Consider the following 10,876-nt stretch of genomic DNA (forward strand, 5'->3'; position numbering starts at 1 on the left):
GGTGCAACACTGGGCCACTCGTGAGAGGTGGACGCTATGAGCGAGACGATTGCGGACCTGGTCAGACAGCGGCGCCAGGCGCTGTATGGCGCCAAGCGTCCACCCGGCGGCGAGGGGCTGTGGGGCTTGGCGCTGTCGGGCGGCGGCATCCGCAGCGCCACCTTCAGCCTGGGCCTGGTCAAGGCCCTGGCGCGTGGCGGCGCGCTGCTGCGCTTTGACCTGATGTCCACCGTCTCCGGCGGCGGCTATCTGGGCGCGGCGGTGGGCAAGCTGTTCCACCAGGCGCAAAGCCCCGAAGAGGTGGTCGAGACCGCCAATGCGCTGGCCAGCGTCGACAAGCGCTGGCTGGCCTGGTGGCTGCGCGCCAACGGCCGCTACCTGATCCCGCGCGGCCTGCGCGACGCGATCTTTGCGGTCTCGCTGTATCTGCGCAATCTGGTCGCCGTGCATATCGAGATGGGCGTGCTGGGCCTGCTGCTGGGCTGCCTGCTGGCGCTGTGCAATATCTGGGTCTGGCCCTGGCTGCGTGCGGCCCTGCCCGACGACGCGCTGGCGCGCAGCACGGTCTACGGCGTGCTGGCCTGGCTGCCGACGGTCTGGTTGCTGCTGCTGCCGCAGCTCTTCATCGCCAGCCTGCTGGCCTGCAGCTACTGGCTGCTGCGGGCGCGCCCGCGCGGTGCCTGGCCCCAGGCCACGCACTACCTGCTGCCGCTGCTCTGGCTGGGCCTGGCCGCGGCGCTGTGGCGGCTGCGGCCGCAGGGCGCGGCCAGCGACTGGCCGGCCGCGCTGTGGTGGGCCTGGCTGCTGAGTCTGTGTGGCGCGCTGGCCTGGGTGCTGGCCGGCCCCTATGCCGCCTGGACCCGGCATCGGCTCAAGCAGGCCGCCGCCCGGGCCGGCGAGCCCTTCTCGCTGCGCGTCGTGATGGAGCGGGCCCGACACAGCCTGACCGCCCAGCTGGCCCTGGTCGGCCAGATCGGCCTGTTGCTGGCGCTGCTGGGTCTGATCGACCGCCTGGCCTGGTATCTGGTCTTCGAGGGCAGCAGCCAGGGCTGGTATGGCGCCGCGCTGGTGGGCCTGTCCGGCCTGCTGCGCCTGCTGCTGCCGCGCCTGGTGCCCAGCAGCTCGACGATGACGCCGGCGCTGGGCCTGTCGCTGGCGGTGCTCGGTCATCTGGCCGGCCTGCTGCTGCTGCTGTCGCTGACGATCTGGTGGGTCTCGCTGGCCTATGCCCTGGTCTTCGTGCCGCAGCCCGACGGCATGATTGGCGCGCATGCGCCGCTGTGGGCCGGCGGCCTGGCCCTGCTGTGTCTGTCCTATATCGCCCTGAGTGCCTGGAATATCGAGTTCCTGAACCGCTCCTCGCTGCATATGTTCTACCGCGCCCGGCTGGTGCGCAGCTATCTGGGCGCGGCCAATGGCAAGCGCTTCGCGCAGGCTGGCGGCCTCAGCAGCGAGCAGGCGCGGCGCTGCCCGCTGGCGGTGATTCCCGATGAGCCCGATGGTGGCCTGCGCGTCGAGGCCATCGATGTGGTGGACCCCGACGACGATCTGGCGATGCGCCGCTATGCGCCCCATCGGCACGGCGGCCCGGTGCATCTGCTGAATGTCTGCATCAACCAGACCCAGGACCCGCGCGGCGGCCTGTTCAACCAGGACCGGCGCGGCCTGCCGCTGTCGGTCGGCCCGCTCGGGCTGGCCCGCGTCGGCCTGCGGCCCTGGCGCCGCATCGGGCCGCTGCGGGCCATGTCGCTGGGCTCCTGGGTCTCGATCTCCGGTGCGGCCTTCGCGCCGGGCCTGGGCGGCATGACACGCATGGGCATCGCGGTGCTGGCGATGAGCTCGGGCCTGCGCCTGGGCCATTGGTGGGACAGCCGCGGCCTGAAGGATTCGCAGGGCCAGCGCAGTCAGCGCCGCCGGCTGCGCGGCGGCAAGTCGGCCATGGTGCTGGCCGAGCTGTGCGGCCAGTTCGACCCGGACCGCCAGCGCCACTGGTACTTGAGCGATGGCGGCCACTACGAGAACACCGGCGCCTACGCGCTGCTGGTCGAGGAGGCCGAGCTGATCGTGGTGGCCGATTGCGGCGCCGATCCGCGCTACGGCTTCGCCGATCTGGAGAACCTGGTGCGCAAGGCCCGCATCGATCTGCAGACCGATATCAAGTTCCTGCGCCCGGCGGCCACCACTGGCACCGGCGGCGAGGCCGTGCCCGAGTGCTTCGGTTCGCTCAGCGATCTGGCCTCGGCGCAAAGCGTGGCCTGCATCGCGCTGGCCAGCATCAGCTACCGGCGCAGCGGCGCCAAGGGGCTGATGGTGGTGGTCAAACCGAATATCTGCCCCGGCCTGCCGGTCGACCTGATCAACTTCAAGCGCGAGAACCCGGGCTTCCCGCAGCAGTCGACCACCGACCAGTTCTTCGATGAGGCGCAGTGGGAGAGCTATTTCACGCTGGGCGACCAGCTCGGCCGCCATCTGGGTGACAGCATGCTGGAGCGCCTGCCGCAGCTGGCCATGCGCCTGTTCGTGCCCGATGACGGCATGCCGGTGGGCCGCAGCGGCAGCGTGCCGGTGGATCGAGAGTCGGGCAAGGCAGCGGCCAAGGGGAACACGGAAGCCAAGCCCGGCATGCTCAGCCGCCTGCCCTCGCGCATCGCCGGCCCGGCGGTGGCGACCACGGTGGGTCTGAGCGCGGCGACGACGATAGGCGTCTCGCTATGGCAGGCGCTGGAGGGCTGGCGTGATGACAGCGCCGAGATCGCCCGCGCCGACCGCGCCGCCTACAAGGAAATCTCCGAGCAGTACGGCCGGCTCGACCTGGCCAGCGACAAGGAAGTGGCCGCGCTGGCCGCCTCGGTGCTGCGTGTCGCCGAGACCCTGTGCCCCAGCGGCGAGGCCGGCTGGTTCCAGCGTTCGCCGCTGGCCCAGTGCGTGCTGCAGCACACCGAGCAGCTGTGCAGCACGCGGCGCGAGCGCCTGCCGGTCTGCGCGATGTTTCTGGACCTGCCGACCAAGCGCTGCCTCGACCTGGGCCGGCTGCGCCGCGACAACGAGGCCCAGCCGCGCTACTGGGGGCTGGACCTGAGCCCGCCGGCCCCGAGCTGTCCGCCGCTGGCCGCGATGGCGGCGACGGACAGCGCGAGCGCCGCAGCGCCCGGCCTGTGCGCCGGCAAGACCATCTACACCCAGGTCTACGGGCCCGAGCGCCTGCCCGAGGTGCGCAGCCTCGTCGTGCAGCTGCGCGCGCTGGGCGCCAAGGTCCCGGCCACCGAGGATGTGCTGGCCAGCGCGCAGCGGCGCGGCCGGGTGCCGCCCAGGCCCTATGGGCAGGTCACCGTGATCTATCACGACGCGGCCAGCCTGGCCTGCGCCGCCAGCGTGCAGCAGACCGGCTGGCAGCTGGCGCGGCTGCCCGAGGGCCTGCGGCCGACGCCGGGCGTGATCGAGATCTGGTGGCCGCCGCGCTGAGGCGCCGAGCCGCCGCGATTCAGCCCAGGTTCAGCTCCCAGATCGGCCCGCCATCATCGATGCGCACATGGCGGCCATAGGCAAAACCTGAGCCTGCGAGCGCGGCGGCGGCGTGGCGGCCGGCGGCGCCGACGCGGCCCAGCGCCGCCTGTGCGGCCTCGTCGAGGAAAGGCAGGTACAGGGTCTGGCGCGGCAGCAGAGCCGCCAGATGGCTGGTCCAGGCCTCGCCCCAGCGCTGGCGCGCCGCCGCCGGATCGCCGGCATAGAAAAAGCGCCCCAGCCCCTGCCAGAACGGCGAGCGGCCTTCGGCATCGCGCGGGCCGGCCAGCTCGACCACCAGGCGCTCGCCGTAGCGCGTGCGCTGCGCCGCGATGCGAGCCAGCGCGGCCACGATCAGGGCCTGCAGGGCCGCGACCGGCTCGGCGCAATCGGGGGCATGGGCCAGATCGGCCAGCTCGCTGTCGCCGGTGTGGTCATTGCCCAGCAGCAGCGTCGCCTGGCTCTGGAACAGGCCCAGCTCGGCCGCCGCGTGGACGGCCCGGCCGACGTGGTAGCTGTAGCGCGGCAGGCTCAGGCCCAGCCGTTCGCGCAGGCGCAGACAGGCCTGCGGCCGGCCCACTGCATCGGCGGCGATCAGCCAGCACTCGCCGGCCGCCAGGGCCGGCTCCACCGCCACACCGGCCTGATTGACCCAGCCGGCCAGCACGGCGGCATCGGCCGCCTCGAACTCACGCAGGAAACTCATCAGTGCCCTCCCTGTTCTGCTGAGGGATCGACGGGCGTGACCCGCAGCCGCGCGCCCTCGGCCAGGCCCAGCCGGGCGGCCGCCTCGTGGCCGGGCGAGAGCTCCTGCGCGGCCGGCGGCAGCGCGGCCAGCACGGCCCGGAAATCCTCACGCCCGCTGGTGGCGATCAGATGCCAGGCCGGCAGCCCCAGCGTCACCGCGCCGGCGCGCAGCGGCAGCGTGCGGGCATGGCGCACGCTGCGCAGCATCGCCAGGCTGGCCTCCACCGTCGGCCCGCCGTCGAAGATGTCGATATAGGTGTCGGCATCGAAGCCCTCGGCCTGAAGGATGGCAAACGGCAGCTCGCCCACCGGATGCAGCTGGCCGATGGCCCATTGCGCGTCCTCGGGCAGCAGGGCCACATAGACCGGCGAATGCGGCATCAGGTCGGCGATATAGGCCTTGCTGCGCCCGCCGGTCAGGGCCTCGGCCTGCGGGTAGTCCATATTGAAGAAACGCCTCCCCACCGCGTCCCAGAACGGGCTCTGGCCGGCCTCGTTGGCCAGGCCCGGGCTCTCGGCCGCGATGCGGTCGTTGAAGCGCTCGATGTGCTGCTCGATGAAGAGCAGCCGGGCGCGCGACAGCAGCTGCGGGGCCAGGCCTTGCTCATAGGCGGGCTCGATATAGAAGGAGGTCAGCAAGGTGTAGCCGGTCAGGTCATGGCACAGATGCAGGGTGTGCATGCGCTGGCTGACGCCCAGCGGGGCCGAGGCATGGACGACGAACTCGTTGCGATAGCTGTAGAAACGCTCGCGAAAGCCGGCGCTGGCGGCGATGCCGCTGCAGCCGACCACGCGACCGGCCTCCCGATCCTCCAAGACGAAGAGATAGGTCTCCTCACCGCTGGCGACGTCCTGGCTGGCAAAGGCCTCGATCGAGCGCGCGATGCGTGCGCTGAGCTTGTCGCGGTCGCTGGGCAGGGAGCCGATGCCATGGGCGCTGGCGGCGGCGATGCGCTCCAGCGCCGGCAGATCAGCGCCGGCCACCGGGCGCAGCAAAAGGGCAAGCGGGTTCATGGCGGGGTCTCTTCCGTGGAGGGCAGGCTGCGCCAGGCGGCGGCACGCTGGCTGCGCTCATCGCGCGGCGTGTGGCCGAAGGAGGCCTTGTAGCTGTTGGAGAAATGCGGCCCGGATGAAAAGCCGCAGGACAGGCCGATCTGCAAAATGGACTGGCTGCTCTGCTGCAGCAGCCGGCGTGCGCGGTTCAGGCGCAGCTCCAGGTAGTAGCGCGAGGGCAGCGAATCCAGATGCTGCTTGAACAGGCGCTCCAGCTGGCGCCGCGAGACGCCCACCAGCCGAGCCACCTCCTCGGTGGGCAGGGGCTCGGCCAGATTGGCCTCCATCAGGGCCAGGGCTTCGGCCAGCTTGGGGCTGCCGGCGCGCTCGGAGCTGGGCCGGCGCTGGCGCTCGTCGCGGCCACGCAAGCGCTCCAGGCCCAGGGCCAGGCTCAGCTCCTGCGCCAGGCGTTCGCCATGCAGCCGGCCCAGCCAGGCCAGCGCCAGATCCAGGCAGGCGGTGCCGCCGCCACAGCTGAGCCGGCTGGCCGCCGCGTTGATCTCCCAGACCTGGCCCGACCAGACCACGGCCGGATAGGCCTCCATCAACGTCTCGGCCAGGGTCCAGTGCACGCTGGCGCGTTCGCCTTGCAGCAGGCCGGCAGCGGCCAGCACGGCGCTGCCGCCGTCGACACCGGCCAGCACGCAAGACCTGCCCCCGAGCTCGCGCAGCAGGGCCAGCAAGGCCGCGCTGGCCGGCGCGCGTTCGTCGGACAGCACGAACAGCGCATGCCAGGGCAGCTGCGGGTCGAGCGCCTCGGTGATGAACTGGGCGCCGCTGCTCGCGGCCACCGGCCCGCCGCTCACGGACACCGGCTGCGGCCGGTAGTCGGCCTCGTCCTGCAAGTCATTGGCCCGGTAGAACGCCTCCAGCAAGGCGCCCGCCGCCAGCGCCGAATAGCCGGGCAGCAGCAGCAGGGCAATGGGGCGGGTCGGACTCACCTGCGCGACTCTACTTCAGCCCGCCGCTGAGGAACTGCTGCAGGCGCGGGCTCTGCGGCTTGAGCAGCACCTCGCGCGGATTGCCTTGCTCCTCGACCTTGCCCTGGTGCAGAAACATCGTGTGGGTCGAGACCTCGCGGGCGAAACCCATCTCATGGGTCACGACAATCATCGTGCGGCCCTCGGCCGCCAGATCGCGCATCACCTTCAGCACCTCGCCCACCAGCTCCGGGTCCAGCGCCGAGGTCGGCTCGTCGAACAGCATCACCTCCGGCTCCACCGCCAGCGCCCGCGCGATCGCGACGCGCTGCTGCTCGCCGCCGCTGAGCTGGGCCGGGTAGACATCCTTGCGGTGCGCCACGCCGACGCGGGCCAGCAAGGCCTCGGCCTTCTCGATGGCTTCGGCCCTGGGCACGCCCAAGACATAGACCGGCGCCTCGATGACGTTCTCGATCACGGTGCGGTGGCCCCAGAGGTTGAAGTTCTGAAACACCATCGCCAGGCGGGCACGCCAGCGCTGCAGCTGCTTGGCGTCCAGGGCCTTGAGGCTGCCGTCGCGGTCGCGGCCCAGTTTCAGTTGCTCGCCGCCCAGCGAGAAGCGGCCCTCCCAGGGCTGCTCCAGCAGGTTGATGCAGCGCAAGAAGGTGCTTTTCCCCGAGCCGCTGGAGCCGATCAGGGTGATCACATCGCCGGTGCGCGCGGACAGCGAGACGCCCTTGAGCACCTCGCGCTCGCCATAGCGTTTGTGCAGGTTTTCAACAACAAGACTGTCCATGATCTCTTTTCTTCAAGCGCTGAGGAGTTTGCCGCTGCGCAGCGCCTGCTCGCCGGCGATCTTGGCCAGGCGCAGGCCGGCATGGGCGTAGCGGCGGTGTTCGCGGGCGTAGAGCAGGCCGTCGACCGGGCTCAGCAGCGGCGTGATCGCGCCACTGAGCGGGTCGATCAGCTCGACGATCAAGTCCCCTGCCCTGACCTCGTCGCCAGGCGCACGTGCAAACACCAGGATGCCGGCATGCGGCGCGTGCAAAGGCATCGAGCCTTCCAGCGGCCGGGCGGCCCGGCGCAGCGGCGGCGGCTCGCTGACCGGCTGATCGATGAAGCCGCGCTCGCTCAGAAAGGCCAGGATGGCCATTGCATCCTGGACCGCCAGGCCATGGCCGACGTCGCCGTAGCCGCGATGCTCGATGGTGGCCGCGAAGCAGGCCTGCGGCACCGGATGGCGGCCCGCGAAGATCTGGCCGAGCCGCCACCAGACCTGGGAGCAGGCCTCATCGAAGGGCGCATCGCCGGACTCATTGGCCAGCAGGCTCAGGCTCACGCCCAGATGGCGGGCCAGGCGCTCGGCCTGCGGCCACAGCGGCGTGGCGCTGTACAGATGCAGCACGGCCTCGCAGTCGCAGTGCAGGTCCAGCACCACATCGGCATCGATCGCCAGGCCCAGCAGGATCTTGCGCAGGCTTTGCAGCTCGCTGCTGACCGGCAGCGCCGCCAGGCTCTCGCGCAAGGCCTGGCGCAGCACGGCCGTGTTGAGGGTCGGGTCTTGCGTCAGCCGCGGCGCGGCGCGCTCGGCGGCCTGGCGGCTCAGGTCGGCATAGTGGCGGTTGAAGTTCTCGCCCGAGTTGGCATCGAAGCGGCCCTGGTGGGCGAGTTGCTGCCATTGCGACAGGCCGATCGGATTGGCGGCCGGCAGCAGCACGATCTCGCCACGCAGCGACCCAGCGTCCTCAAGGCGCTGCAGCATCTGGCGCAGATGATGAGCCACCAGCATGCCGGGCACCTCGTCGGCATGCAGCGAGGCCTGCAACACGGCCTTGCGGCCGCTGCGCTCCTGATCGGGGCCGTAATGCAGGCTCAGCAGCTCGCGCCGGGTGCCGGGCGTGCCCAGCTCGATCACATGGTGAAGGGTTTGCATCGGTTCAACGGGCCAGCATCGGCTGCAGCCAGCGCTGCTCGGCAGCGCGCAGCAGGCCGACCAGGGCCAGGGTGATCAGCAGATAGAAGGCACCGGCCGTCAGATAGGCCTCGAAGGGCAGATAGTGGGTGGCGTTGAACTGGCGCGCCACGCCGGTCAGGTCGGCCAAGGTGACGATGCTGGCCAGCGAGGTGCCGTGCAGCATCATCACGATCTCGTTGCCATAGGCCGGCAGCGCGCGGCGCAGCGCGCTGGGCAGGGCCACACGGCGCAGCATCTGGGCCCGGCTCAGGCCCATCGCATAGGCCGCCTCGATCTCGCCGGCAGGCAAGGCGCGGATCGCGCCGGCGATGATCTCGGTCGTGTAGGCGCAGGTATTGATCGCGAAGGCTGCCACCGCGCAGAACCAGGCCGAGCTGAGCCAGGGCCAGGCCACACTCGCGCGCACCGCCTCGAACTGGGCCAGGCCGTAGTACAGCAGGAAGAGCTGTACCAGCAGCGGCGTGCCGCGGATGCAGTAGGTGAAGGCAAACACCGGCCGGCTCAGCCACGGCGAGGGCAAGGCCCGCAGCAGCGCCAGCGGCACGGCACAGACCAGCCCCAGCAGCAGGGCCAGCAGCAGCAACTTGAAGGTGGTGACGGCGCCCTGCAGATACAGCGGCAGCGCCTCGGCAACCAGATCCCAGTTCATAGCCGGCTCCCCTTGGCGCCGATGGCCAGGCGCCGCGACAGGCGCGCAAAACCCAGCTCCGAGACACTGGTGAAGGCCAGATAGACCAGGGCCGCCGTGCCGTAGAACAGAAAGGGCTCGCGGGTGGCACCGGCCGCGAGACCGGCGCGGTGCATCAGATCGGTCAGGCCGATCACCGAGACGATGGCCGTGCTCTTGAGCAGCACCAGCCAGTTGTTGGCCAGCGCCGGCAGCGCATGGCGCAGCATCTGCGGCGCGACGATGCGCGAGAACACCCGCCACGCGCCCATGCCGAAGGCCTGGGCCGCCTCGCGCTGGCCCGGCGGCACGGCCATGAAAGCGCCGCGAAACGTCTCGGTCAGGTAGGCGCCGAAAATGAAACCGATGGTGGCCACGCCGGCCACGAAGGGATTGATGTCGATGTAGTCCTCGTGGCCCAGGCGCAGCGCGATCTCGTTGATCAGGGCCTGGCCGCCGAAGAAGACCAGCAGCATCAGCAGCAGATCGGGCACCGCCCGTATCGTCGTCGTGTAGCTCTGGGCCAGGCCGCGCAGCAGCCGGCTGCGCGAGAGCTTGGCCAGCGCGCCCAGCAGGCCCAGGGCCAGGGCCACGCCCAGCGAGGCCAGTGCGAGCACGAGCGTCATCAGGGCGCCCTCGGCAAGGCTGGCGCCGTATCCATGCAACATCGGGAACTCCTCGCGGCTCAGGGGGTGGGCGCGTTCATCGGCAGGTAAAAAGGTCGCCTGATCTGCACCGGCAGCACATCCAGCTGCATGCGGACCACGGTGTAGTCCTCGCCGCCAAAGGCGCCGGTGAACCAGCCCCGGGTGTCGGGGCCTTTGTAGAGCCGGAACTCGAAGGCCAGGTCGGGCTTGGCATCGTCGGCCAGCGGCTGGCCGCTGAAGGCCAGGCCACGGGCCTCGCTCGCCGGGCTGTCCAGCAGCTGGCCCATCGCGTTGACGATGGTGGTGTCGCCCAGCATGTCGGGATAGAAAGGCACGCTCTTGAAATAGGGCTTGAAGCCGGTGGCATGCGGGTCGATGAAGAGGTCCTTGGCCTTCTGCGGCGAGGGCGTTGTCACGCCGCTCTTCAGCGAGTGGCGATCCCCGCGGTCCAGATAGCTCAGGCTGGCTCCGCGCACATTGAAGGCCGCGAGCTTGGCGTCATGCCTGGCCTGGCCCAGGTCCACCAGCAGCGCGCCCTTGGCGCCTATCACCTCGATCTCGCCGCCGCGGATGATGGCGGCGCTGTTCTCCTCGACACCGAGGCCCAGCCGGTAGCCCTGAGCCTGCATCAGCGGCAGCATGCGGCCGAAGCGGCCGCGCTTGAGAAAGTGCTGGTCGATGAAGAGATCCGGGCCGACAAAGCCCAGGCCGCGGTCGGTCTCTATGCCCTCGCGCAGCTGGCCCTTCAGCACCTTCAGCGTGTCCTGTGCATCGCGGAACATCGTGCGGCTCATGATGGCTGCGCCGGCGCTGCTGCCGGCCACGACGCCGCCGCGCTCGAACACCGACCAGATCGCCTTGAGCATCTCGGTGGGTCGGCCACCGGGCTGCAAGGTGTCGACGATCAGCTCCTGGGCACCGCCGGAGAAATAGACGCCGCGCGACTCGCGCACCCGGGCGATCAGCGACGGGTCATGAAGGCGGGCCTGCAGGTCCTCGCCCTTCAGGCGCGGGGCGACCGGGATGTGCTCGGCCTGCGCGCCGTGGCGGTTCAGCGCCTCGATGATCTGGCGGGCGCTGCGCTCGGGGTTGCCGGCGGCGGTGGCGAACACCGCGAAGCGCGCACCGGGGCCGCCGGCCTCGTCGACGATGCGCTTCCAGACCGCGTCGTTGTCGAATTTCAGCGCGCCGCCGATCGCGATGGCGGTCTGGGCGCTGGCAGGGCCGGCCTGCAGCAGCGCGGCCAGCAGCAGAAACAGTTTCAAGAAAGGCATGGAGCGTCGGTCTTGTGGTCGATGGCTGCCATCTTGTCAGCCGTCGCCGCGCCCGGCCAGCGGGTAAGGCCCTGGAAAAGCCCTCGCTGCGC

At 70.7% G+C, this 10,876-nt stretch carries 9 protein-coding genes; 1 reads left to right on the forward strand and 8 read right to left on the reverse strand.

From position 1 onward, the window contains the following. The first annotated feature begins 36 nt into the window (after nt 1–36). Nucleotides 37–3,462, forward strand: coding sequence for a patatin-like phospholipase family protein (locus O5M90_RS05755; RefSeq protein WP_269840313.1), 3,426 nt, complete (start codon nt 37–39; stop codon nt 3,460–3,462). 19 nt (nt 3,463–3,481) lie between these two features. On the opposite strand, the gene O5M90_RS05760 is transcribed toward O5M90_RS05755, so the two are convergent. The 8 genes from O5M90_RS05760 to O5M90_RS05795 are packed head-to-tail and all read right to left on the reverse strand — an operon-like array spanning nt 3,482 to nt 10,784. Next, nucleotides 3,482–4,207 carry an arginine N-succinyltransferase gene (locus O5M90_RS05760; protein ID WP_269840314.1) on the reverse strand — a complete coding sequence of 242 codons (726 nt, stop codon included), beginning with the start codon at nt 4,205–4,207 and terminating at the stop codon, nt 3,482–3,484. Next, the gene (locus tag O5M90_RS05765; RefSeq protein WP_269840315.1) at nt 4,207–5,262 is read right to left on the reverse strand and encodes an arginine N-succinyltransferase; all 1,056 of its coding nucleotides are present in this window, start codon (nt 5,260–5,262) and stop codon (nt 4,207–4,209) included. Before O5M90_RS05765 ends, O5M90_RS05760 begins: the two co-directional genes overlap by 1 nt. Next, on the reverse strand, nt 5,259–6,242 hold the full coding sequence (locus O5M90_RS05770; protein ID WP_269840316.1) for a GlxA family transcriptional regulator: 984 nt from the start codon (nt 6,240–6,242) through the stop codon (nt 5,259–5,261). The genes O5M90_RS05765 and O5M90_RS05770 overlap by 4 nt, the downstream gene beginning before the upstream one ends. A 10-nt stretch (nt 6,243–6,252) precedes the next feature. Beyond that, nucleotides 6,253–7,017, reverse strand: a complete 765-nt coding sequence (locus O5M90_RS05775; protein WP_269840317.1) for an ABC transporter ATP-binding protein — start codon at nt 7,015–7,017, stop codon at nt 6,253–6,255. A 12-nt stretch (nt 7,018–7,029) separates the two neighbouring features. Next, on the reverse strand, nt 7,030–8,154 hold the full coding sequence (locus O5M90_RS05780) for a succinylglutamate desuccinylase/aspartoacylase family protein (RefSeq protein ID WP_269840318.1): 1,125 nt from the start codon (nt 8,152–8,154) through the stop codon (nt 7,030–7,032). A 4-nt stretch (nt 8,155–8,158) separates the two neighbouring features. After that, entirely contained in the window at nt 8,159–8,845 is a 687-nt protein-coding gene (locus tag O5M90_RS05785; RefSeq protein ID WP_137941959.1) for an ABC transporter permease, read from the reverse strand. Then, a complete protein-coding gene (locus O5M90_RS05790; protein ID WP_269840319.1) occupies nt 8,842–9,531 on the reverse strand; it encodes an ABC transporter permease in 690 nt (229 codons plus the stop codon). The genes O5M90_RS05785 and O5M90_RS05790 overlap by 4 nt, the downstream gene beginning before the upstream one ends. 17 nt (nt 9,532–9,548) lie before the next feature. Continuing rightward, nucleotides 9,549–10,784, reverse strand: coding sequence for a cyanophycinase (locus O5M90_RS05795; protein WP_269840320.1), 1,236 nt, complete (start codon nt 10,782–10,784; stop codon nt 9,549–9,551). Nucleotides 10,785–10,876: the final 92 nt, after the last annotated feature.

The organism is Paucibacter sp. M5-1 (assembly GCF_027498415.2).
Taxonomy (GTDB): Bacteria; Pseudomonadota; Gammaproteobacteria; order Burkholderiales; family Burkholderiaceae_C; genus Roseateles_E.

Coding starts and splice junctions, on each gene's coding strand:
- O5M90_RS05755 (WP_269840313.1), top strand. CDS start 37: ATGAGCGAGACGATTGCGGACCTGGTCAGACAGCGGCGCCAGGCGCTG.
- O5M90_RS05760 (WP_269840314.1), bottom strand. CDS start 4,207: ATGAGTTTCCTGCGTGAGTTCGAGGCGGCCGATGCCGCCGTGCTGGCC.
- O5M90_RS05780 (WP_269840318.1), bottom strand. CDS start 8,154: ATGCAAACCCTTCACCATGTGATCGAGCTGGGCACGCCCGGCACCCGG.
- O5M90_RS05790 (WP_269840319.1), bottom strand. CDS start 9,531: ATGTTGCATGGATACGGCGCCAGCCTTGCCGAGGGCGCCCTGATGACG.
- O5M90_RS05765 (WP_269840315.1), bottom strand. CDS start 5,262: ATGAACCCGCTTGCCCTTTTGCTGCGCCCGGTGGCCGGCGCTGATCTG.
- O5M90_RS05795 (WP_269840320.1), bottom strand. CDS start 10,784: ATGCCTTTCTTGAAACTGTTTCTGCTGCTGGCCGCGCTGCTGCAGGCC.
- O5M90_RS05775 (WP_269840317.1), bottom strand. CDS start 7,017: ATGGACAGTCTTGTTGTTGAAAACCTGCACAAACGCTATGGCGAGCGC.
- O5M90_RS05785 (WP_137941959.1), bottom strand. CDS start 8,845: ATGAACTGGGATCTGGTTGCCGAGGCGCTGCCGCTGTATCTGCAGGGC.